This window comes from Alloprevotella sp. (assembly GCF_057240785.1).
Map to the genome: position 1 here is coordinate 1 of NZ_DBHHRH010000035.1, position 24,098 is coordinate 24,098.

The 24,098-nt window shown below is 44.4% G+C and carries 19 protein-coding genes and 2 tRNA genes; 19 read left to right on the forward strand and 2 right to left on the reverse strand.

The genetic code is table 11. The annotated features are described in order from the left end of the window. Nucleotides 1-61 precede the first annotated feature (61 nt). The 11 genes from ACO4R2_RS07980 (at nt 62) to rpoC (ending at nt 12,710) form a co-directional block, all read left to right on the forward strand. Nucleotides 62-133, forward strand: a tRNA-Thr gene (locus tag ACO4R2_RS07980). Between the two features lie 61 nt (nt 134-194). Then, nucleotides 195-1,385, forward strand: a complete 1,191-nt coding sequence (gene tuf, locus ACO4R2_RS07985; RefSeq protein WP_311354423.1) for an elongation factor Tu — start codon at nt 195-197, stop codon at nt 1,383-1,385. A 56-nt stretch (nt 1,386-1,441) separates the two neighbouring features. Continuing rightward, nucleotides 1,442-1,514: transfer RNA gene (locus ACO4R2_RS07990), tRNA-Trp, on the forward strand. A 16-nt stretch (nt 1,515-1,530) separates the two neighbouring features. Then, a complete protein-coding gene (gene secE, locus ACO4R2_RS07995) occupies nt 1,531-1,722 on the forward strand; it encodes a preprotein translocase subunit SecE (protein ID WP_311490856.1) in 192 nt (63 codons plus the stop codon). A 21-nt stretch (nt 1,723-1,743) separates the two neighbouring features. Then, nucleotides 1,744-2,298, forward strand: coding sequence for a transcription termination/antitermination protein NusG (nusG, locus tag ACO4R2_RS08000; protein WP_009348386.1), 555 nt, complete (start codon nt 1,744-1,746; stop codon nt 2,296-2,298). A gap of 47 nt (nt 2,299-2,345) precedes the next feature. Next, nucleotides 2,346-2,789 (forward strand): 50S ribosomal protein L11, encoded by a 444-nt coding sequence (gene rplK, locus ACO4R2_RS08005; protein WP_009348388.1) that lies wholly within the window; start codon nt 2,346-2,348, stop codon nt 2,787-2,789. A 20-nt stretch (nt 2,790-2,809) separates the two neighbouring features. Then, a complete protein-coding gene (gene rplA, locus ACO4R2_RS08010) occupies nt 2,810-3,508 on the forward strand; it encodes a 50S ribosomal protein L1 (protein ID WP_311490855.1) in 699 nt (232 codons plus the stop codon). Nucleotides 3,509-3,522: 14 nt separating this feature from the next. Then, nucleotides 3,523-4,044 carry a 50S ribosomal protein L10 gene (gene rplJ, locus ACO4R2_RS08015; RefSeq protein WP_311490854.1) on the forward strand — a complete coding sequence of 174 codons (522 nt, stop codon included), beginning with the start codon at nt 3,523-3,525 and terminating at the stop codon, nt 4,042-4,044. A gap of 59 nt (nt 4,045-4,103) precedes the next feature. Beyond that, nucleotides 4,104-4,481, forward strand: coding sequence for a 50S ribosomal protein L7/L12 (gene rplL / locus ACO4R2_RS08020; protein WP_484769833.1), 378 nt, complete (start codon nt 4,104-4,106; stop codon nt 4,479-4,481). A gap of 120 nt (nt 4,482-4,601) precedes the next feature. Next, the gene (rpoB, locus tag ACO4R2_RS08025; protein ID WP_484769834.1) at nt 4,602-8,411 is read left to right on the forward strand and encodes a DNA-directed RNA polymerase subunit beta; all 3,810 of its coding nucleotides are present in this window, start codon (nt 4,602-4,604) and stop codon (nt 8,409-8,411) included. Nucleotides 8,412-8,450: 39 nt separating this feature from the next. Continuing rightward, on the forward strand, nt 8,451-12,710 hold the full coding sequence (rpoC, locus tag ACO4R2_RS08030; RefSeq protein WP_484769835.1) for a DNA-directed RNA polymerase subunit beta': 4,260 nt from the start codon (nt 8,451-8,453) through the stop codon (nt 12,708-12,710). A gap of 371 nt (nt 12,711-13,081) precedes the next feature. On the opposite strand, the gene ACO4R2_RS08035 is transcribed toward rpoC, so the two are convergent. Then, nucleotides 13,082-13,411, reverse strand: a complete 330-nt coding sequence (locus ACO4R2_RS08035; protein WP_311490845.1) for a DUF3467 domain-containing protein — start codon at nt 13,409-13,411, stop codon at nt 13,082-13,084. A gap of 278 nt (nt 13,412-13,689) precedes the next feature. Here ACO4R2_RS08035 and ACO4R2_RS08040 point away from each other — a divergent pair, with 278 nt between their 5' ends. Next, entirely contained in the window at nt 13,690-14,919 is a 1,230-nt protein-coding gene (locus ACO4R2_RS08040; protein WP_484769836.1) for an OmpA family protein, read from the forward strand. Nucleotides 14,920-15,134: 215 nt separating this feature from the next. Continuing rightward, nucleotides 15,135-16,034: a diaminopimelate dehydrogenase gene (locus ACO4R2_RS08045; RefSeq protein WP_347719938.1), complete on the forward strand. Its 900-nt coding sequence runs from the start codon at nt 15,135-15,137 to the stop codon at nt 16,032-16,034. A gap of 67 nt (nt 16,035-16,101) precedes the next feature. Here ACO4R2_RS08045 and ACO4R2_RS08050 read toward each other — a convergent pair whose 3' ends face one another. Continuing rightward, nucleotides 16,102-17,670, reverse strand: a complete 1,569-nt coding sequence (locus ACO4R2_RS08050) for a sulfatase (RefSeq protein ID WP_484769837.1) — start codon at nt 17,668-17,670, stop codon at nt 16,102-16,104. Nucleotides 17,671-18,100: 430 nt separating this feature from the next. On the opposite strand from ACO4R2_RS08050, the gene rpsL reads away from it, so the two are divergent. The 6 genes from rpsL (at nt 18,101) to rplD (ending at nt 24,096) form a co-directional block, all read left to right on the forward strand. After that, on the forward strand, nt 18,101-18,484 hold the full coding sequence (rpsL, locus tag ACO4R2_RS08055; RefSeq protein WP_009348400.1) for a 30S ribosomal protein S12: 384 nt from the start codon (nt 18,101-18,103) through the stop codon (nt 18,482-18,484). Between the two features lie 96 nt (nt 18,485-18,580). Then, the gene (rpsG, locus tag ACO4R2_RS08060) at nt 18,581-19,057 is read left to right on the forward strand and encodes a 30S ribosomal protein S7 (protein WP_009348401.1); all 477 of its coding nucleotides are present in this window, start codon (nt 18,581-18,583) and stop codon (nt 19,055-19,057) included. A gap of 24 nt (nt 19,058-19,081) precedes the next feature. Further along, nucleotides 19,082-21,202, forward strand: coding sequence for an elongation factor G (gene fusA / locus ACO4R2_RS08065; RefSeq protein ID WP_311490841.1), 2,121 nt, complete (start codon nt 19,082-19,084; stop codon nt 21,200-21,202). 90 nt (nt 21,203-21,292) lie between these two features. After that, nucleotides 21,293-21,598, forward strand: a complete 306-nt coding sequence (gene rpsJ / locus ACO4R2_RS08070; RefSeq protein WP_009348403.1) for a 30S ribosomal protein S10 — start codon at nt 21,293-21,295, stop codon at nt 21,596-21,598. 1,248 nt (nt 21,599-22,846) lie between these two features. Beyond that, nucleotides 22,847-23,467, forward strand: coding sequence for a 50S ribosomal protein L3 (rplC, locus tag ACO4R2_RS08075; RefSeq protein WP_484769838.1), 621 nt, complete (start codon nt 22,847-22,849; stop codon nt 23,465-23,467). Then, nucleotides 23,467-24,096, forward strand: a complete 630-nt coding sequence (gene rplD, locus ACO4R2_RS08080; protein WP_484769839.1) for a 50S ribosomal protein L4 — start codon at nt 23,467-23,469, stop codon at nt 24,094-24,096. The genes rplC and rplD overlap by 1 nt, the downstream gene beginning before the upstream one ends. The last annotated feature ends 2 nt before the right edge of the window (nt 24,097-24,098 follow it).

Consider the following 24,098-nt stretch of genomic DNA (forward strand, 5'->3'; position numbering starts at 1 on the left):
TAGAGCACTAGCCTTCCAAGCTGGGGGTCGCGGGTTTGAGCCCCGTTTTCCGCTCGTGTTTGCTGTTATAGCTCAGTGGTAGAGCACTTCCTTGGTAAGGAAGAGGTCACGAGTTCAAGTCTCGTTAACAGCTCTATCTCCTCTGAAAAGAGGGTTCTAAATAAGATATTCATTCATATAAATTAAATAAAGCTATGGCTAAAGAAGTATTTGAGCGTACCAAGCCGCATGTTAACATCGGTACTATTGGTCACGTCGATCACGGTAAGACCACTCTGACTGCTGCTATTTCTAAGGTTCTTCATGACGCTGGTTACGGTAGCGAAGACGTTAAGTCTTTCGATCAGATTGACAACGCTCCTGAAGAGAAAGAGCGTGGTATTACTATCAATACCGCTCATATTGAGTACGAGACTGCAAAGCGTCACTATGCTCACGTTGACTGTCCGGGTCACGCCGACTATGTGAAGAACATGGTAACTGGTGCTGCTCAGATGGACGGTGCAATCATCGTAGTTGCTGCAACTGATGGTCCTATGCCTCAGACTCGTGAGCACATCCTGCTCGCTCGTCAGGTGAACGTTCCTCGTTTGGTTGTGTTCCTGAACAAGTGCGATATGGTTGAGGATGAGGAGATGCTCGAACTCGTAGAAATGGATATGCAAGAGCTTCTTCAGGAATATGGCTACGAAGAGGATACTCCTATCATTCGTGGTTCTGCCCTCGGTGCTTTGAACGGCGTTGAGAAGTGGGTAGACAGCGTTAAGAAGTTGATGGATGCAGTTGACGAATGGATTTTGGATCCTGTTCGTGATACTGATAAGCCATTCTTGATGCCTGTTGAGGACGTGTTCTCTATCACTGGTCGTGGTACTGTTGCTACTGGTCGTATTGAGACTGGTATCGTTAAGGTTGGTGACGAAGTTCAGTTGCTCGGTCTTGGCGAAGACAAGAAGTCTGTTGTAACTGGTGTTGAGATGTTCCGTAAGACTCTTCCTACAGGTGAAGCTGGTGACAACGTAGGTTTGTTGCTCCGTGGTATCGACAAGGAAGAAATCAAGCGTGGTATGGTAGTTACTCACCCGGGTGTTATCAAACCTCACAAGAAGTTCAAGGCTTCTATCTACGTTCTTACTGAGAAAGAAGGTGGTCGCCATACTTCATTCGGTAACAAGTATCGTCCTCAGTTCTATCTCCGTACCATGGACTGTACAGGTGAGATTCATCTCCCTGAAGGTATCGAGATGGTAATGCCAGGTGATAACGTAGAGATCTCTGTAGAACTTATCTACGCTGTTGCAATCAACGAAGGTCTTCGTTTCGCTATCCGTGAAGGTGGCCGTACGGTTGGTTCTGGTCAGATTACTGAAGTACTTGACGATTAATCCGACAGTATATTTTATAATTACAGGTTTTCTTCCACGGAAGGAACCTGTTTCCTACGGGAATAGCTCAGTTGGTAGAGCACTGGTCTCCAAAACCAGGTGTCGGGAGTTCGAGCCTCTCTTCCCGTGCTAATTAGAAGAACTCATGTTAAATAACATAGTTACATATTGCAAGAATTCTTACGACGAACTAGCTCATAAGACCACGTGGCCAACCCGCCAGGAATTGACGCATAGTGCAATTATTGTACTGGTTGCTTCCCTTGTACTTGCGCTCTTAGTGGCTGGCATGGATTGGGTTTTCCGTACTCTTATGGAGCTCATCTATTCTGTCTAAATTTTAATTCCTTCAAGTAAAATGGCTGAAGCATCAGTTTCAATGGCTTGGTATGTCCTTCGCGCAATCAGTGGCAAAGAGGCTAAGGTGAAAGAGTACATTGACGCCGAGATTAAAAACGGTAGTCTGAATGGAAATGTAGCCCAGGTTCTTATTCCCACTGAGAAAGTCGTACAGATGCGTGGGAATAAACGAGTTGTAAAAGAGAGAAGCTATCTTCCTGGCTATGTTTTGGTGGAAGCTAGGCTGGTAGGTGAGATTGCGCATACTTTGCGTAATACTCCAAATGTATTAGGTTTTCTTCCGGATATGAAAAATCCGGAACCTTTACGTGAGGCAGAGGTGAACCGAATCCTTGGAAAAGTTGACGAAATTGAGGACGATGTCAAAGACATGGAGATTCCTTATGTTGTCGGCGAAGTGGTAAAGGTTACGGAGGGGCCGTTTGCAGGCTTCACTGGCGCTATCGAAAAGGTAGACGAAGAGAAGAAGAAAGTGACGGTTACCGTGAAGGTTTTCGGCCGCAGTACAGGTCTCGACCTTGGTTTTATGCAAGTTGAGAAGGAATTGGGTTAATGTTACGTAATCTTCGATTCCTTATAAATTAAATAATAAAAATAACAATGGCTAAAGAAGTTGCTGGATTAATCAAATTACAGATTAAAGGCGGCGCTGCAAATCCTGCTCCTCCCGTAGGTCCTGCTCTGGGTTCTAAGGGTATTAATATTATGGATTTCTGCAAGCAGTTCAATGCCAGAACGCAGGATAAGGCTGGAAAGGTTCTTCCTGTAGTAATCACGTATTACGCAGATAAGACTTTCTCCTTCATTATTAAGACTCCTCCTGCAGCAGTGCAATTGCTTGAAGCAGCAAAGAAGAAAAGTGGTTCTGCACAGCCCAATCGTCAAAAAGTGGGAAGCGTTACTTGGGAACAAGTGAAGGCAATCGCTGAAGACAAGATGGCAGATTTGAACTGCTTTACTATAGAGGCCGCAATGCGTTTGATCGCCGGTACGGCTCGTAGCATGGGTATCACGGTTTCAGGTGAATTCCCCGAGAATAAATAAACTTCAATTTTAAAACAAGAATGAGTAAACTGACAAAAAATCAGAAAGCCGTCGCTGGTAAAGTTGAAGCAGGGAAAGCTTACACGCTGAAAGAAGCCGCACAACTCGTTAAGGAAATTACTACAACGAAGTTTGATGCTTCATTGGATATCGACGTACGTCTTGGTGTGGATCCTCGCAAGGCAAACCAAATGGTTCGTGGCGTGGTTTCTCTTCCAAATGGTACGGGTAAGACTGTCCGCGTGCTCTGCCTCTGTACTCCTGATAAGGAGGAAGCTGCTAAGGCTGCCGGTGCTGACTATGTAGGTCTCGACGAATATATCGAGAAAATTAAAGGTGGTTGGACTGATATTGATGTTATCATCACTATGCCTGCCATCATGGGTAAGATTGGTGCGCTGGGTCGTGTGCTCGGTCCGCGTGGCTTGATGCCTAACCCTAAGAGTGGTACTGTTACCATGGACGTTGAGAAAGCTGTCCGTGAGGTAAAACAAGGTAAGATTGACTTTAAGGTTGATAAGGCAGGTATCGTACACGCCTCTATTGGTAAAGTTTCTTTCTCTCCCGAACAAATCTTCGGTAATGCAAAGGAATTCATCGATACTATTATCAAATTGAAGCCTTCTGCTGCAAAAGGTACGTATATAAAGAGTATTTATCTTTCCTCAACGATGAGTCAGGGTATTAAAGTAGATCCCAAATCTGTTGACGAAGCTTAATAGGAATAAGAATCATGAGAAAGGAAGATAAAGCTATTATCATCGAGAAGCTCGGTGAGAAACTCAAAGAATACGCTCACTTTTATCTGGTAGATGTTACAGGCTTAAATGCCGAAACTACCAGTGCATTGAGAAGAAAGTGCTTCAAGTCTGAAATTAAGATGGTTGTTGTTAAGAATAACCTTCTTCACAAGGCACTTGAACAATCTGAAACTGACTTTACTCCTCTTTATGATAGCTTGAAAGGAACAACAGCAGTGTTCTTCTGTAACACAGCAAATGTCCCTGCAAAGCTCATCAAGGAAGAAGGTAAGGCAACAGGTATTCCCGCTCTGAAGGCTGCTTACGCAGAGGAAGAAATCTACGTAGGTGCTGAAAATCTCGACGCACTCGTTGCAATTAAGAGCAAGAACGAGGTTATCGCAGAAGTTGTGGCTTTGCTGCAATCTCCAGCGAAGAATGTTATCTCAGCTCTCCAGTCTGGTTCACAGACTATTCACGGTGTGCTTAAAACTTTGGGCGAGCGCTCCGAGTAAGCGATTGAGACCCGCTATATAACATAGATTTTAAAAACAAATAAATACATTAAAAGAAAATGGCAGATATCAAAGCTATTGCTGAAGAATTGGTAAATTTGACAGTAAAAGAAGTTAACGAGTTGGCACAGGTCCTCAAGGAAGAGTATGGCATCGAACCCGCAGCTGCAGCTGTTGCAGTTGCTGCTGGTCCCGCAGTAGGTGGTGCTGCAGCAGCAGAAGAAAAAACTGCTTTCGACGTTGTCCTGAAAGATGCAGGTGCTGCTAAACTGAAGGTTGTTAAGGCTGTTAAAGAGCAGTGTGGCCTCGGTCTGAAGGAAGCTAAAGACCTCGTAGACGGTGTTCCTAGCAAGCTGAAAGAAGGTGTTGCTAAGGAAGAAGCAGAAGCACTGAAGAAGGCACTTGAAGCTGAAGGCGCAGTTGTAGAAATCGCCTAAGTCAATTTCTCATAAACATTCGGTTAAGGATCCTCTGGTAGAGGGTTCTTAACCTTTTTGTGTCTATAAACTACTTTGACCTTTTTGTCAAGGTGAAGTCCAATCAACAAATTCAATAGAATGTCTAAAATTATTGATGGTCGCGTAAACTTCGCGTCAGTACAAAATCCGATGCCTTATCCGGATTTCCTCGACGTGCAGCTGAAATCCTATCGGGATTTCCTCCAACTCGACACTCCGGCAGAAAAGCGTAAAAACGATGGTCTGTACAAAGTTTTTGCTGAGAATTTCCCTATTGCAGATACTCGCAACAACTTTGTGCTTGAATTCCTCGACTATTATATCGATGCTCCACGTTACACGATAGAGGAATGTCTCGAAAGAGGCCTTACGTATAGTGTGCCTCTGAAGGCGAAACTTAAGTTGTACTGCACGGATCCAGATCATGAGGATTTTGATACGGTCGTTCAAGATGTTTTCTTGGGCCCCATTCCTTATATGACGGAAAATGGTACCTTTGTTATCAACGGTGCAGAGCGTGTAGTTGTTTCTCAGTTGCACCGCTCACCAGGTGTGTTCTTTGGTTCAAGTGTACACGCCAACGGAACTCAACTGTATAGTGCGCGTATCATTCCTTTCAAAGGTTCTTGGATAGAGTTTGCTACGGATATTAACAGCGTTATGTATGCTTACATCGATCGTAAGAAAAAGTTACCCGTAACGACTCTTCTCCGTGCTATCGGTTTTGAAAGTGATAAAGACATTCTTAAGATTTTCAATCTTTCTGATGAAATCAAGGTTAATAAGACCAATTTGAAGAAGGCTGTTGGTCGCAAGTTGGCTGCACGCGTTATGAAAACGTGGGTGGAGGACTTTGTTGATGAAGATACAGGTGAGGTTGTTTCTATTGATCGTAGTGAAATAATACTCGAGCGTGAAAGTATTATTGAAGCAGATGATATCGAAAAGATCATAGATTCAGGTGCTCAAACTATTGAAGTACACCACGCGGATTCTTCTTCAACGGATTACAGTATTATCTTCAACACTCTTCAGAAAGACCCCTGTAATTCGGAGTCAGAAGCTGTTACTTACATTTATCGCCAGTTGCGTAATGCAGATCCAGCAGATGATGCAAGTGCACGTGAAGTTATCAACAATCTTTTCTTTTCTGATAAGCGTTACGACCTTGGAGAGGTTGGTCGCTATCGTATGAATAAGAAACTTGGTTTAACGACCGATAACGATACTCGCGTCTTGACTCGTGAAGACATTATTGAAATTATCAAGTACCTTGTTGAGTTGATAAACTCTAAAGCTACTGTCGATGATATAGACCACTTAAGTAACCGTCGTGTTCGCACGGTTGGTGAACAGTTGGCAAATCAATTTAATATAGGTCTGGCTCGTATGAGCCGCACCATCCGCGAGCGTATGAATGTTCGCGATAATGAGGTGTTTACTCCGATGGATTTGATTAACGCTAAGACGATTTCTTCCGTTATCAATTCCTTCTTCGGAACAAATGCTCTTTCTCAATTTATGGACCAAACAAATCCGCTTGCAGAGGTTACTCACAAGCGCCGTCTTTCTGCTCTTGGTCCTGGCGGTCTTTCCCGTGAGCGTGCTGGTTTCGAAGTTCGAGACGTACACTATACTCACTATGGTCGCCTTTGCCCGATTGAGTCTCCTGAAGGTCCAAACATTGGTTTGATTTCTTCTCTTTGTGTTTATGCAAAGATCGATGACCTCGGCTTTATAGAGACTCCCTATCGTCAAGTGAGAGATTCAATTGTCGATTTGAATAACGACAATGTAGTTTATCTCAGTGCAGAGGAAGAGGAAGAAAAGATTATCGGTCAGGGTAATGCACCGTTGAATCCAGATGGTACTTTCATTCGCTCAAAAGTAAAGTGTCGTCAGGATGCAGATTATCCTGTTGTTCCGCCTGCACAAGTTGACTTGATGGACGTTGCACCGCAGCAGATTGCTTCTATAGCAGCTTCATTGATTCCCTTCCTTGAACACGATGATGCTCACCGTGCATTGATGGGTTCAAACATGATGCGCCAAGCCGTTCCTTTGATTCATTCTGAAGCTCCTATTGTAGGTACAGGTATTGAGCGTCAAGTGTGTGTTGATTCTCGCACTATGATATCTGCAGAGGGTGATGGTGTGGTTGAATTTGTGGATGCAACAGTTATCCGTATCAAGTACGATCGCTCAGAAGACGATGATTTTGTTAGCTTTGATTCTGCAGTGAAGGAATATCGTATTCCTAAGTTCCATCGTACGAACCAAAACATGGTCTTTGACCTTCGCCCGATCTGCGTTGTTGGTCAGCGTGTGACAAAAGGCGATATTCTCACAGAAGGTTATGCTACAGAAGATGGTGAGTTGGCTCTTGGCCGTAATCTCCTCGTTGCATACATGCCTTGGAAGGGATACAACTACGAGGATGCTATTGTGCTCAATGAGCGCATGGTTCGTGAAGATATTCTGACTTCTGTTCATGTAGACGAATTCTCCCTCGAAGTTCGCGAGACGAAGCGAGGAATGGAAGAATTGACCAATGATATTCCAAATGTCAGCGAAGATGCAACGAAAGATCTTGATGAGAACGGTATCATCCGTGTAGGTGCTCGCGTTGTGCCTGGTGACATAATGATTGGTAAGATCACGCCGAAGGGTGAGAGCGATCCTACGCCGGAAGAAAAATTGCTCCGTGCTATCTTTGGTGATAAAGCTGGCGATGTTAAGGACGCTTCTTTGAAAGCAAATCCTTCTTTGACAGGTGTTGTTATTGATCGCAAACTCTTTAGTAAGGCTATCAAAACGCGTGCATCTAAGGCAGCAGATAAGATTACGTTGCAGAAACTTGACGATAAGTTCCAAAAGGATACAGAAGAGCTGAAGAATCTTATGATAACCAAGCTTCTTGCTTTGGTGGAAGACCAAAAGATTCTTGGCGTGAAGGATACAATTGGTACAGAAGTAATTGCTAAGGGGGCTAAATTGACTAAGTCTGTTTTAGAAACCCTTGACTTTACTTCACTGCAGCTTAACAACTGGACTACTGATGAGCGTATTAACAATCTTATAAGTCGTCTTGTCCTGAACTATCTCCATAAGTATAACCAGATGGATGCAGAGCTCAAACGAAAGAAGTTCTCTATCACTATAGGTGATGAACTTCCTTCAGGAATCATTCAGATGGCAAAGGTCTATATTGCTAAGAAGCGTAAGATTGGAGTGGGTGATAAGATGGCAGGTCGACACGGTAACAAGGGGATTGTTTCCAAGATTGTACGTCAGGAAGATATGCCATTCTTGCCCGATGGCCGTCCAGTTGATATTGTCTTGAACCCGCTGGGTGTGCCTTCTCGTATGAACCTCGGACAGATTTTCGAAGCTGTGCTCGGTGCGGCAGGTTATCGCCTCGGTGTGAAGTTTGCTACGCCTATCTTTGATGGTGCACATCTCGATGACCTTTGCGAATGGACCGATAAGGCAGGCTTACCACGCTATTGTTCTATGCAGCTCTATGATGGAGCAACAGGTGAGGCCTTCGACCAGAAGGCAACTGTAGGTATGACCTATATGTTGAAACTCGGTCACATGGTTGAAGATAAGATGCACGCACGTTCTATTGGTCCGTACTCTCTCATTACTCAGCAGCCCCTTGGTGGTAAAGCACAATTTGGTGGTCAGCGTTTTGGTGAGATGGAGGTTTGGGCACTTGAGGCTTTTGGTGCTTCTCATGTGCTGCAAGAAGTGCTCACTATTAAGTCTGATGATGTAACAGGCCGTGCCAAAGCTTATGAAGCTATCGTTAAGGGCGAACAGATGCCTACTCCAGGTATCCCTGAATCTCTCAATGTCCTGCTCCACGAGCTTCGCGGTTTGGGTCTCAGCATCAAGCTCGACTAATCCCGGAAACTCTTTACACAATTATATATATAGAATATCATGGCTTTTAAAAGAGACAATAAGATAAAGAGTAACTTCACGAAGATTACCATTGGTTTGGCTTCTCCAGAAGAGATTCTTGCAAACTCATATGGTGAGGTTCTGAAGCCTGAAACCATCAACTATCGCACTTATAAACCAGAGCGAGATGGCCTCTTCTGTGAGCGCATTTTCGGTCCAACAAAGGACTATGAATGCCATTGCGGTAAGTACAAGCGTATTCGCTATAAAGGTATTGTTTGTGACCGTTGCGGTGTTGAGGTAACAGAGAAGAAGGTGCGTCGTGAGCGTGCTGGTCACATTGCACTTGTAGTGCCCGTGGCTCATATTTGGTATTTCCGTTCACTCCCCAACAAGATGGGCTACCTTCTTGGGTTGCCTACTAAGAAACTCGACTCTGTCATCTACTACGAACGCTATATCGTTATTCAGCCAGGAGTTTTGGCAGACGATGTTGAGTATATGCAGTTGCTTGAGGAAACGGAATATCTCGAACTCCTTCGCAAACTCCCGAAAGAAAATCAGTATTTGGAAGATACTGACCCCAATAAGTTTATTGCTAAGATGGGTGCAGAGGCTGTTTATGACCTCTTGAGCCGTCTTGATCTTGACCAGATGAGTTACGAACTTCGCGACCGTGCGAATAGCGACTCTTCACAGCAACGTAAAAATGAGGCCTTGAAGCGACTTCAGGTTGTTGAATCTTTCCGTGCAAGTAAAGATACGAATCGTCCCGAATGGATGATTATGAAGATTTTGCCTGTCACGCCGCCTGATCTTCGCCCACTCGTGCCTCTTGATGGCGGTCGTTTTGCAACGTCGGACTTGAATGACCTCTATCGTCGTGTCTTGATTCGTAACAATCGTTTGAAGCGGCTCATCGAAATCAAAGCTCCCGAAGTAATCCTTCGTAATGAGAAGCGTATGCTTCAGGAAGCTGTTGATAGTCTTTTTGACAACTCTCGCAAGAGTAGTGCCGTCAAGAGCGATAGTAACCGTCCTCTGAAATCTCTCTCAGATGCTCTCAAAGGAAAACAAGGTCGTTTCCGTCAGAACCTTCTCGGTAAGCGTGTAGACTACTCTGCGCGTTCTGTAATCGTTGTTGGTCCTGAGTTGAAAATGGGCGAATGCGGTCTGCCAAAATTGATGGCAGCAGAACTCTATAAACCGTTTATCATTCGTAAGCTCATCGAGCGCGGTATTGTTAAAACGGTGAAGAGCGCAAAGAAGATTGTAGACCGTCGCGATCCTGTGATTTGGGACATCCTCGAATACGTGATGAAAGGTCATCCAGTGCTCCTCAACCGTGCACCGACTCTTCACCGTCTGGGTATTCAGGCTTTCCAACCTAAACTTATCGAGGGTAAAGCTATTCAACTCCACCCGTTAGCATGTACGGCTTTTAATGCCGACTTCGACGGCGACCAGATGGCGGTTCACCTTCCCCTGAGCAACGAAGCTATTATGGAGGCAGAAGTATTGATGCTTCAGAGCCACAATATCTTGAATCCTGCCAATGGTGCTCCTATTACAGTACCTTCACAGGATATGATTCTCGGTTTGTATTATATCACAAAACTGCGTAAAGGAGCCAAAGGCGAAGGCCTTACTTTCTATGGTGCAGAAGAGGCTATCATTGCTTACAATGAAGGCAAGGTGGACGTTCACGCTCCAGTGAAGGTTATCGTTGACGATGTTGACGAGAAAGGCTTCCCTCTCCGCCACATGGTTGAAACTTCTGTAGGTCGCGTCATTGTCAACGAGATCATACCTCAAGAGGTTGGTTTCTTCAATGGTATCATTTCTAAGAAGTCTCTACGTGATATCATCGCACGCGTAATTAAGACTGTAAACATGGCTCGTGCTTGCGAATTCCTGGATGGTATCAAGAATCTGGGTTATCGTAAGTCGTACGAAGGTGGTCTTTCATTCAACCTTGATGATATCATCATTCCTGTTGAGAAGAAAGAGATTGTGCAGCGTGGTAACGACGAGATCGATCAGATTACCTCCAACTATAATATGGGTTTCATTACCGACAAGGAGCGTTACAATCAGGTAATTGATACGTGGACACACGTTAATACCGACTTGAAGAAGACATTGATGAAACAGATGACAGAAGCCGACCAAGGTTTCAATGCCGTGTTCATGATGTTGGATTCTGGTGCCCGTGGTTCTGCTGATCAGATTGCTCAGTTGGCAGGTATGCGTGGTTTGATGGCTAAGCCCCAAAAAGCTGGTGCAGAAGGAGCGCAAATTATTGAGAATCCAATTCTTTCTAACTTCAAGGAAGGTATGAGCGTGTTGGAGTACTTTATCTCTACCCACGGTGCTCGTAAGGGTTTGGCCGATACCGCTTTGAAGACTGCCGATGCTGGTTATCTGACACGCCGTTTGGTGGATGTTAGCCATGATGTGATTATCAATGAAACAGACTGTGGCACACTCCGTGGCCTCGTATGTACAGCCCTTAAAGATGGTGATGAAATTATCTCTTCTTTGGGTGAGCGTATTCTTGGACGTGTAAGTGTTCACGATATTATTCACCCAACAACTGGTAAGCTTATCGTTGCTGCAGGTGAAGAAATCACCGAAGCCATTGCAGATGAAATCGAAGCAAGTCCAATCGAGAGTGTTGAGATTCGTTCGGTTCTCACTTGTGAGAGCAAGCACGGCGTTTGTCAGAAGTGTTATGGTCGCAACTTGGCTACTCATCGCTTAGTGCAGATGGGAGAACCTGTAGGTGTCATTGCAGCACAGTCTATCGGTGAACCGGGTACACAGCTGACTCTTCGTACGTTCCACGCTGGTGGTATTGCTTCTAACGATGCTGCTAAAGCAACCATTGTTTCTAAGCAAGATTGCCGAGTAGAATTTGATGAACTTCGTACGGTAGAAATTACCAACGAAGACGGAAGTGCCGGAAAGGTTGTTGTGGGACGTTTGGCTGAAGTCCGCTTTGTGGACGAGCATACAGGTATCGTTCTTTCAGCTCAGAATGTACCTTATGGTTCTCAACTCTTTGTTAAGGATAAAGATCACGTTGAAAAGGGCACAGTGATTGCCAAGTGGGACCCCTTCAATGCTGTGATTGTAACAGAATTCTCAGGTAAGATTCGCTTCAATGATATTATTGAAGGTATAACCTATCGTGTAGAAGAAGACGAAGCTACAGGTTTGCGCGAACGCATCGTAATAGAGTCCAAAGAAAAGAATAAGATTCCTACTGTTGATATTCTTAACGAGAAGGGTGAAATTCTCCATAGCTACAACTTCCCCATCAATGGTCACATTGTTGTTGAAGACGGAGAAGATCTCAAGGCAGGTGCAGTTCTTGTGAAGATTCCACGTGTTGTTGGTAAGGCTGGTGATATTACCGGTGGTCTTCCTCGTGTGACAGAGCTTTTCGAAGCCCGCAATCCGAGCAACCCTGCAGTGGTTAGTGAAATTGATGGTGAGGTAACGATGGGATCACTGAAGCGTGGTAATCGCGAAGTCATTGTAACCTCTAAGCTCGGCGAAATCAAGAAGTACCTCGTACCTCTGTCAAAGCAGATTCTGGTGCAGGAAAACGACTATGTTCGTGCAGGTGAAGCCCTCTCCGATGGTTCTATCACTCCGTCAGACATCCTCTCAATTATGGGTCCGACAGCCGTACAGGAATATATCGTGAATCAAGTACAGGACGTTTACCGTCTTCAGGGTGTGAAGATCAATGATAAACACTTTGAGGTTATCGTTCGTCAGATGATGCGTAAGGTACAGATCAATGATCCAGGTGATACTCGCTTCCTCGAACTTCAGATGGTCGACAAGCTCGACTTTGCAGATGAGAATGATCGCATCTGGGGTAAGAAGGTCGTTGTTGATGCTGGCGACAGTGAAACAATGAAGAAGGGTATGATTGTAACAGCTCGTAAGCTCCGCGATGAAAACTCTCAGTTGAAACGCCGCGACCTCAAGCTCGTTAAGACTCGTGATGCTGTTGCAGCAACGTCCACTCAGGTGCTTCAAGGTATCACACGCGCAGCATTGCAAACTAAGAGCTTCATGTCGGCTGCTTCCTTCCAGGAAACAACCAAGGTGCTCAACGAAGCTGCCATCAGTGGTAAGACCGACCAGCTCGAAGGTATGAAAGAAAACGTTATCTGTGGTCACCTCATCCCAGCAGGTACAGGTATGCGTGAGTTCAGTCACCTCATTGTTGGCGATATGGATGATTATCGACGTATGCAAAAAGAAGAAGCAGAAGCGTAAATCCACTTCTTCGTTAAATATCTTATAAGGAGTGCCGCTCTCAAAACGAGGGCGGCACTCCTTATTCTATCGACCTTTTTTAGGTCAAATCCTTTCAGAGGGAATCCTCCCTAAAAATGTGCCATCTCTTGCAGACAGTTCAATATCCTTATTGGGTCAGCTGATACAATAAGCGCGTCAGCTGATAACCTTATTGTTTTCTCAAACACAATAAAGATATTTTTTGCTATACTTATCATTGTTATCTAAGTCCTCTTATAAAAATCTCTTTTACGCCTCAAACCTTTTGCCCATCCTGCATAGAGTTTTCAAGTAAATAAAAAGCGGACAACCTAATTAGGTTGTCCGCTTTATTTTATGGACAGCTATTTTTAAGCGTTACCTTGGGGAACACCGAAAGGATTTGCCGTTTTGCTACCAGCCTGTGCCAACTCAGGAAGTTCTATAGGACCAAACTGAGCTTCATATTTCTGCACATTATCTTGCAAAGCTGCCAGCAAACGCTTAGCGTTTTCAGGAGCCAACATAATACGAGCCACTACTGGAGCCTTAGGCATGCCAGGGAGAACACGAACAAAGTCGGCAATGAACTCTGCATGAGAGTGTGACAGAATTGCAAGGTTTGCATAGTTGCCCATTGCAACTTCTGGAGTCAGTTCAATCTGGAGCTGACCATCTTGAGGATTGTTTTGATCTTCCATTTTAGTCAAAGTGTTTATTATTAAAGATTTGTCTGTTTTTGCTACTTGTATACGACAAAAGTAGGCTATAAAACTCAAAAAGCCAAGTAAAAATACTGATTTTTGATGAAGACTCAATAAAAATATGTAGTTTTTTGTTGAAAGGTTTGCACATATCAAAAATTATATTGAATTTTGCAGCGTCTAATTAGACACTTAAAGAACTCGATAGAAATATATATAAAACTTAAGATAACTAATAAGTAGAAATACTAAATCATTAATTTTTTTATTTAACTATGCGTAAATTATTTACATTGATTGCAGCAAGTGCAATGGTACTTGGTGCAAACGCACAGGGCTACGAAGGCAACAAGTTCTTCGACAATTGGTCTTTTGGTGTAGAAGGTGGTGTTACTACTGCTACTACTGCTCTTCATCAGATGGAAGGCTCCCACAAGGCTTGGAAGCAAGGTGCATTCTTCGGTGGCATGCGTGGCATTGCAGGTGCTGAATTGACGAAGCAGATCGTTCCTGCTTTCGGTATTGCAGTTCAGGATCACGCAGCTTTCAACTGGACAGACTCTAAGACTGTTGTTGACTACAACGACTTGGTAGTTTTGGGTAAGTTGAACTTCATGAACTTCTTCGGTGGTTACACGGGTACTCCGCGTACTTTCGAACTTGAAGGTGTATTTGGTGGTGGCTGGCGCTACTATTTCAATAAGAACGCTAACTACATCAACAATTCTACTGTTAATAAGTTTGTGAAAGTTGATGGAACTGGCCGTAATGACTTCATTGCAAAGGCTGGTTTGAACCTGTTGTTCAACCTCGGTGAAAGTAAGGCTTGGACTATCGCTGTTAAGCCCGCTATCGTTTGGGATCTTGACTACTTCTCTTATCGTGGTAACGATCCTTATAATGGCGCTCGCTTCAATTTGCATCACAGCAACATCGAGCTCATGGCTGGTGTTACTTACCACTTCAAGAGTTCTAACGGCGCTCACCACTTCACTGTTGTTACTCCGCGCGACCAAGCTGAAATCGATGGTCTGAACGCACGTATCAACGACCTCCGTGGTCAGCTCGCTGATAAGGATTCTCAGCTCGACGCAGCTAATCGTCAGATCGCTGACCTCCAGAACCAGCTCAACGACTGCCGCAACCAGAAGCCAGTTGTTAAGGTGAAGGAAGAAACTAACCGTCTGATGGAATCTGCTGTTACTTTCCGTCAAGGTAAGAGCGTTATCGACGCTTCTCAGATGCCTAACGTAGAGCGCGTTGCTATCTACCTCAAGAATCATTCTGCAGCTACTGCTACTATCAAGGGTTACGCTTCTCCCGAAGGTCCTCTTGATCTGAACATGCGCCTTGCAGAGGCTCGTGCTAATGCTGTTAAGACAATGCTCGTTAACAAGTACAAGATCGCTGCTAAGCGTCTGACTGCTGAAGGTCAGGGTATCGGTAAGATGTTCTCTGAACCAGAATGGAACCGCGTTGCTATCAGCACTATCGATGAGAAGTAAGAATTAGACTTACATTAGATTTTTATATGAGAGCTGGAAGATTTCTTCCAGCTCTTTTTATATTATGCATTGAAATATTTAGGGAAAAGCATTCATTGCAAGGGGGCTATTTGTTTTATCGATACATTAAAGTGGTATAAATAATATTAAAAGCATTGTGGTAGATTACTGGAATAACTAATTTCGCAGATGAAATTTAATTATCATATATAACAATGGAAAAAATTAAGGCAGCAATAGTTGGCTATGGCAATATTGGCCACTATACATTGCAGGCTCTTGAGGCTGCACCCGATTTCGAACTTGTAGGTATTGTTCGTCGTCATCCCGAAGAAAAACAACCACAAGAACTTGCCTCTTACAAGGTAGTGAAAGATATACAAGAACTCGGTCAGGTAGATGTGGCTATTCTTGCAACTCCCTCACGCAAGGTTGAAGAAACGGCTAAGCCTATTCTGGCTTTGGGAATCAATACTGTTGATAGTTTCGATATTCACACGGAGGTGTTAGCACTTCGTTCAAAACTTTCCGCTGCTGCGTTGGCACATAATGCAGTAAGTATCATCTCTGCTGGTTGGGATCCAGGTACCGATTCTATTGTTCGCACGATGTTGCAGGCCATTGCGCCAAAGGGCGTGACATATACAAACTTCGGCCCAGGTATGAGTATGGGTCACACAGTGGCTGTGAAAGCAATCAAAGGTGTGAAAGCAGCTCTTTCCATGACGATTCCTCTCGGTACCAGCATTCATCGCCGCATGGTTTATATCGAATTGGAAGAAGGCGCTGACTTCAAAGAAGTGGAAGCAGCTATCAAGAATGATCCTTATTTCGTACATGATGAGACTCACGTTCAGCAGGTCCCTTGCGTGGACGATGTGATTGATATGGGACATGGTGTAGATCTTACGCGAAAAGGCGTTAGCGGAACAACTCAGAATCAGCTGTTCGAATTTAAGATGCATATCAATAATCCCGCACTTACCGCTCAAATCCTTGTTTGTTCAGCTCGTGCAACAATGCGTCAGCAACCTGGCTGCTATACTATGCCTGAAGTTCCAGTTATCGATCTTCTGCCTGGAGATCGTGACCAGCTCATCCCACAATTAGTTTAGTGTGTTAAATAAAAATAGAAAAATCGGGGCGAAGTGATCCACTTCGCCCCGATTTTGCATTTATTTTTTATGGCTCGTCAGGCCATGGCACTTGTTGTTTGTTTCGTTTCCACGTTGGGCGTTGTGCCTTGTAGGCGCGCAGAGAATCGGATAGTTCCTGCGCAAGTCGTTGTGTTAAATCGGGTAGGGCAGCAGAAACATCATTTCGTTCGCCAATATCTTCCTTGATATTAAACAAACGCTTTTCACGTGTTTCCCAAAAATAAACAAGATGATAGTCACCTTTCATGATAGCCGAGTAAGCTCCGTAACCCTCTTCGCGTGAGACACCCGTTGTCCAGATGTTAGGGAAATGCCAAATGAAAGTGCGTTCGCGCCGTTTGTTCGGTTGTTTTAGAAGGTCAACAAAACTAACTCCATCCACATTTTGCAATGTTCTGTAGTTTCTCACGCCGGCCATCTCCAGAAGAGATGGGAAGAAATCTTCTATCATAACGCGGTTATCGTTAGACGTTCCAGCTTTTGTAACTTTGGGCCAATAAACAATCATTGGCTCCTTTATTCCGCCTAGATAAGCCGAACCCTTGCCAGCTCGCGCAGGCCAATTCTGATCATAGTCTTCTCTCCCTTGTCTGACGGCCACACCCTGTCCACCATTGTCCGACATGAAGATAATGATGGTGTTTTGTGCAGTCTTAGGATGTTGTTCAAGAAAATCCATCAAGTCGCCCAAACTCTTATCCATTCCTTCCACCAGTGCAGCATGATTTATCTCACTTTTGTTGAGCCGCGCCTTTAACTGTTCGTCATAAACGCCCTGTCCGTCACGATCTTGGTAGTTGCTGGTGAATCGGATGTCAGGTTGGTAAGGTATGTGGATGGCATAGTGTGACATATAGAGAAAAAAAGGCTTCTTTTCAGCAATGGGCTTTTTGAGATGGTCTATTGCTTCGAGCGTTAAAGCTTCTGTGAGAAAAGTTCCTTTTTCGTAGTATTTTTCTAAACCGCCCACGTGAAAATCTCCACGGCCGTAATTATCTGCTGCCAAGTAGCTGCCAGGACCACCATTTGCAGCTCCAGCAATGTTTACATCGAATCCCATCTCTGTAGGGTTTTCTCCAGGTGTCTGCTGCGCACCAAAGTGAGCTTTGCCACAAAGGATGGTATAATATCCATGATCGTGTAGAAGTTGAGGAAGCGAAGTGATAAAAGTAGCTCGTCCGAAATTAGCATAGTTCTGCGCCTTCTCTGGTTGAATGCCATTACAGTTCCATTCGGGCAAATCAATAGAGTCGCTGGGAGAATCCGTTGTTCGGTTGAAATGAATCGTCCAATTTGTCACGCGATGGCGTGCTGCATTCATTCCCGAGAGGAGCGAACAGCGTGACGGAGAAGATATTGCACACGCATAGGCTTGGGTGAATTTCACGCCCATATTGGCAAGTCGCTCCATGTTTGGTGTATGGTAGCGATTGTTGAGCGGAGTGGGATGTTCCCAGAAAGGAACAGATGTTTCTTGCCATCCCATGTCGTCTACTAGAAAAAGAACGATATTGGGACGTTGTCGGGCCTGCATAGGAAGGCTTAGTGCAAAACCTGCTAAAGCCATTCCAAAAAACGGATAAAAGTTCTTCATATATGTGTTTATGAAATGCGTTAGATGTTATGATTGCAAATATACATCTTTGTGAGGTAAAACTTATTCTGTGCCTCCATACAAAACGCAAAAAAAAATCACGAGTGAAACCTTTCGTGCGAGTTTTTATATTTATGCTCTGCGATACATCTTTAGAGGAATGGAGAAGAAAAAACTCGTTCTGATGTTTTCTATGCTGATGTGTAAATGAAGAAAAATCATAGTGAGTCTTGACGAAAAAATAGAACACAAAGCTCCGAGGAAGTGTCCTCTGAATGGATGAAAGAGAAAAAGATACTAAATATAAGTTGTTGAAATCTTGTTCGTTCAGATTGTTTTTCATAATTTTGCAGCCGCTAAGGCATGTTGTATGCCTACATCTCAAGTAAGAAAAATAAAACAAATATATAAACAATTAAAAATCAACAAAATGCCTACTATTCAACAATTAGTAAGAAAGGGTAGAACAGCAGAAACGGCTAACTCCAAGTCGCCTGCTCTTGATTCTTGCCCACAGCGTAGAGGCGTGTGCGTTCGTGTTTATACCACAACGCCGAAGAAGCCTAATTCAGCAATGCGTAAGGTGGCTCGTGTTCGTTTGACGAACTCTAAGGAAGTCAACTCTTACATCCCCGGAGAGGGACACAACTTGCAGGAACACAGCATCGTTCTGGTTCGTGGCGGTCGTGTGAAAGACCTTCCTGGTGTTCGTTATCACATCGTTCGTGGTACGTTGGATACTGCTGGTGTTGCTAACCGTACGCAGCGTCGTTCTAAATACGGTGCTAAGCGTCCTAAAGCAGCTAAGAAGTAATTAGAAATAAAAATTTTGGTTTGCAGAAAGGTTGAGTAAACATCGCAACGGCGAGTTGAAGAACAAAGATGCAGCCCATTAAAACCAATAAGAAAAATGAGAAAAGCTAAACCAAAAAAACGTTTGATCCTTCCGGATCCCGTTTTCGGAGACCAGAAGGTTTCCAAGTTTGTGAATCACCTGATGTACGATGGTAAGAAGAATATCTCTTATGAGATTTTCTACAATGCTTTGAACCTCGTAGGTGAGAAGATGAAGGACAATGAAAAGTCTCCGCTGGAGATTTGGAAAGCTGCCCTCGATAAAATCACTCCGCAGGTAGAGGTGAAGAGCCGCCGTATTGGTGGTGCTACTTTCCAAGTGCCTACAGAGATTCGTCCCGACCGCAAAGAGAGCATCTCTATGAAGAATATGATTGCTTTCGCTCGTAAGCGCGGAGGTAAGACTATGGCTGATAAGCTCGCTGCCGAAATCATGGATGCATTCAATGAGCAGGGTGGCGCATTCAAGCGTAAGGAAGATATGCACCGCATGGCTGAGGCTAACCGTGCATTCGCTCACTTCAGATTCTAAACAGCAAGTAGCATAAAATAAACAATGGCAAAACAAGATCTTCATTTGACGCGTAATATCGGTATCATGGCCCACATTGATGCTGGTAAAACGACTACATCCGAACGTATCCTTTTCTACACTGGTAAAACTCACAAGATTGGTGAGGTTCACGACGGTGCAGCAACAATGGACTGGATGGCCCAAGAGCAGGAGCGCGGTATCACTATTACTTCCGCTGCTACAACATGTTCTTGGAACTGGAATAATAATTCTTATAAGATCAACTTGATTGACACTCCGGGACACGTTGACTTCACAGCTGAGGTTGAGCGTTCTCTTCGTGTTCTTGATGGTGCTGTAGCTACTTACTCTGCTGCCGATGGCGTTCAGCCGCAGTCTGAGACTGTTTGGCGTCAGGCTGATAAATACAACGTCCCCCGTATTGGTTATGTGAACAAGATGGACCGTTCTGGTGCAGATTTCTTTGAGACTGTACGCCAGATGAAGGACCTCCTCGGCGCAAACCCTGTCCCTGTTCAGATTCCTATCGGTGCAGAAGAAAACTTCAGGGGTGTTGTAGATCTCATCAAGATGAAGGCTATCCTTTGGCACGATGAGACAATGGGCGCAGACTACGATATAGAAGACGTTCCCGCAGAACTTGTTGACGAAGCTCAAGAGTGGCGCGACAAGATGCTCGAGGAAGCTTCTAACTTCGACGAGGACCTCATGACGAAGTATTTCGACGATCCTTCTACTATCACTGAAGAAGAAATCATCGCAGCTCTTCGCAAGGGTACCGTATCTATGGAGATTACTCCTATGCTTCTCGGTTCTTCTTACAAGAATAAGGGTGTTCAGCCTTTGCTCGACTACGTTTGTGCTTTCCTTCCCAGCCCTATGGATGCAGTCAACATTGTTGGTACGAATCCTGACACAGGCGAAGAAGAAGATCGTAAACCAAGCGAAGACGAACCTACTTCAGCTCTCGCATTTAAGATTGCTACTGACCCATATATGGGCCGCCTCGTATTCTTCCGCGTTTATTCCGGTAAGATTGCAGCAGGTTCTTATATCTACAACAGCCGTTCTGGCAAGAAAGAGCGTATCAGCCGCCTCTTCCAGATGAACTCCAACAAGGAAATTCCAATGGAGAGCATCGACGCAGGTGATATCGGTGCAGGTGTTGGTTTCAAGGATATCCACACTGGTGATACTCTTTGCGACGAAGCACACCCCATCGTTCTCGAATCTATGGACTTCCCCGATCCCGTTATCGGTATCGCTGTTGAGCCTAAGACTCAAAAGGATATGGACAAACTCTCTCTCGGTTTGCAAAAGCTGGCAGAAGAAGATCCAACCTTTACCGTTCGTACTGACGAGCAGAGTGGTCAGACCATTATCTCTGGTATGGGTGAGCTTCACCTCGATATTATTATCGACCGTCTGAAGCGTGAGTTCAAGGTAGAATGTAACCAAGGTAAACCTCAGGTTAACTATAAGGAAGCTATCACGAAGACTGTTAACCTCCGCGAAGTTTATAAGAAGCAGAGTGGTGGTCGCGGTAAGTTTGCAGACATTATCGTTAACGTTGGTCCAGTGGATGAAGACTTCAAGGAAGGCGGACTCCAGTTTGTCAACAAGGTTACTGGTGGTAACATTCCTAAGGAGTTCATTCCTAGCGTACAGAAGGGTTTTGAAAGTGCAATGAAGGCCGGTGTGCTCGGTGGCTTCCCTCTTGATAGCCTCAAAGTAGAGTTGCTTGATGGTTCGTTCCACCCCGTTGACTCTGACCAGTTGTCATTCGAAGTTGCAGCCCTCCAGGCTTACAAGAACTCTTGCGCGCAAGCAGGTCCTGTTCTGATGGAACCAATTATGGCTCTTGAAGTTGTAACTCCAGAAGAGAACATGGGTGATGTTATCGGCGACTTGAACAAGCGTCGTGGTCAGGTTGAAGGTATGGAGAGCAGCCGTAGCGGTGCTCGTATCGTAAAGGCTAAGGTGCCTCTCGCAGAAATGTTCGGTTATGTAACAGCTCTGCGTACTATCACCTCTGGTCGTGCAACGTCTTCTATGACATACCACCACCACGCTCCTCTTTCTTCTTCTATCGCACGTGCGGTACTTGAAGAAATCAATGGCCGCGTAGACCTCATCAAGTAAAAACTTTTTTCACTACTGTCCAGACGGCAGGCTAACGAATGACTCTTAGCCTGTACGTCTCCGACAGATTATTCAAAACAAATAAAGACAATGAGTCAGAAAATTCGTATTAAGCTGAAAAGCTACGACCACACTCTCGTTGAGAAATCAGCAGAGAAGATCGTTAAGAACGTGAAGGCAACCGGCGCTATCGTTAGTGGCCCGATTCCTCTCCCCACGCGCAAGCGCATCATCACTGTAAACCGTAGTACGTTCGTAAACAAGAAATCTCGTGAGCAGTTCCAGGTTTCCACTTACAAGCGTCTCATTGATATTTACAGCGCAACTCCTAAGACGGTAGATGCTTTGATGAAGCTCGAACTTCCGTGCGGTGTTGAAGTTGAAATCAAGGTGTAGTCGTTAGGCTCACTGTTTAAAACAGTATAGCTCCTTTTTCTTGTTTTGTAGGAAAAGGAGCTTTTATATACTCTTTTAGGAAGGATAGCGGTAATAATAGAGAGTAATAAATCTACCCTTATAGCTTTGCGCTTGTTTTTTTTGAGAGCGGGCAGCCTTTGGCAGGATCTGGATCTAAAAACGTAGGATTTAACGTAAGTGTGATTCCTCCTGATGAGGATGATGACGATACAGATTTGGTTGGAGAAACTCGCAAACATTCAAGCGAGCGTAATCTTTGGTCTGACTAAGAATATCGTTGACGAAGAATTTATATTTGCAAAAAAATCCCCTTTCTATTTCTGGAATAGGGGATTTTTGTTTTGTATAATTCAAACTGTTGTCCTATGCTAAGCTAATGGTTAAATAGAGTGTAGTGGGAGAGGCTATGCGTGGTGTCTTGCTATGGTTTCCTATGTAGGAGGAACCTTGCTGTAGCTGTTCTCAATCATTCTTTGGCAGCGAGAGAGGGTGGAGTGTATAAAAAATATCCTTATTGGATTTGCTGATACAATAAGGCTGTGAGCTGAAAGGCTTATTGTGTCGGCTGGCGCGCTTATAGTAGCAGCCGACGCAGTAGGAGAAGCAGGATGTAGAAAAATGTCTACTCTTCTTCTGGAGTTATTTTTTTGTTGTCACGCCATCACGTTGATACCGTTGATGTTTAAGGCTTTGAAAACGTTTGTGTTAAGAGTGTGACAACGGTGTGACGATAAAATGAAGAGGAAAGACTGTTGCAGCGCATTGTAAATGCTTGCTTTTCAAGTTGCTTTGCTCATGTGTGACAACGTGAAAACAAAAAAGTCCTTTTTCTTTTGTAGCAGAAGAAGGATTCAATCTGTCACCCTTTTGGGTGAAGATTTACCGTTGAGTATGGTTGAAGTGGTCCTCATGTCCTTCTTGTGTATAGCTCGATTCTCTTATTAGAGAAGTGCGTTTTTGTATTGGTTTTTGCAATGCAGAGATTCGGATGTACCTCCTAAATAGCTGAAATAAAAATAATTGGAGAAATTCTTTGTGGAATAAAATAAGTTTTGTAATTTTGCACCCGCGAAAAGTAGGAAACGTTAGATACCTGCTTTATTATAAGGGCGTTAAGCCTAATAGTTGTGAGAGCAACATGCGCCCCACTTCTCAGTCGCGATGGGATTTGGGCTACGCACAAAATAGATTTTAATATTTTTATTTACATAAATTAATCAAGCTGAAATGCCAGGATTATTAGGAAAGAAAATCGGAATGACATCCGTTTTCAGTGCCGACGGCAAGAACGTGCCGTGCACTGTTATCGAAGTAGGTCCTTGCGTGGTAACTCAGGTGAAGAACGTTGAGAAAGATGGATATGCTGCCGTTCAGGTAGGTTTCCAGGAGGCAAAAGAGAAGAATACTTCTGCTCCCCTTCTCGGTCACTTCAAGAAAGCTGGTACCACTCCCAAGCGCCACTTGGCTGAGTTCACAGGTTTTGACAAGGAACTGAATTTGGGCGATACCCTCAGTGTTTCTGATGTTTTCGCAGACGAAGATTTCGTTGATGTAGCAGGAACTTCTAAGGGTCATGGTTTCCAGGGCGTTGTTAAACGCCACGGTTTCGGCGGTGTTGGTCAGATGACTCACGGTCAGGATGACCGTCAGCGTAAACCGGGTTCTATCGGTGCCTGCTCTTACCCTGCAAAAGTTTTCAAGGGTATGCGCATGGGTGGCCAGATGGGCGGAAAGCGCGTCACCACTCAAAACTTGAAAGTTTTAAAAGTTATCCCTGAGCACAACTTACTCTTGATCAAGGGTTCAGTTGCAGGATGTAAAGGTTCAATCGTAATTGTTGAAAAGTAATGGAAGTTAGCGTATTTAATATCAAAGGTGAAGATACCGGCAGAAAAGTTACTCTGAACGATTCTGTTTTCGGCATAGAGCCGAATGACCACGCCATCTACCTCGACGTGAAACACTACATGGCAGCTCAGCGCCAGGGTACGGCAAAGTCTAAAGAAAGAAGCGAGCTGAGCGGTTCTACTAAGAAGCTCGGCCGTCAGAAAGGCGGTGGCGGTGCACGCCGTGGTGATATCAATTCACCGGTGCTCGTTGGTGGTGCTCGCGTGTTCGGTCCGAAGCCCCGCAACTATAGCTTCAAGCTCAACAAGAAGGTGAAAGCTCTTGCTCGCCGTAGCGCTCTTAGCTACAAGGCACAGGAGAACGCTATTGTTGTTGTTGAAGACTTCAATCTGGAAGCTCCCAAGACGAAGAGCTGTGTTGAGTTTACAAAGAATCTCAACGTTGTCGATAAGAAGGTGCTCGTAGTTTTGCCAGAATCAAACAAAAATGTATATTTGTCAGCTCGCAACTTGCAGAATGTTCGCGTTGCCAACGCAGCAGAACTTAACACATATCGTGTTTTGGATGCTAGCGTAATGGTTGTAACAGAGAACGCTCTGAAAGGTATTGAAGCTGTCTTAACCAAGTAAGC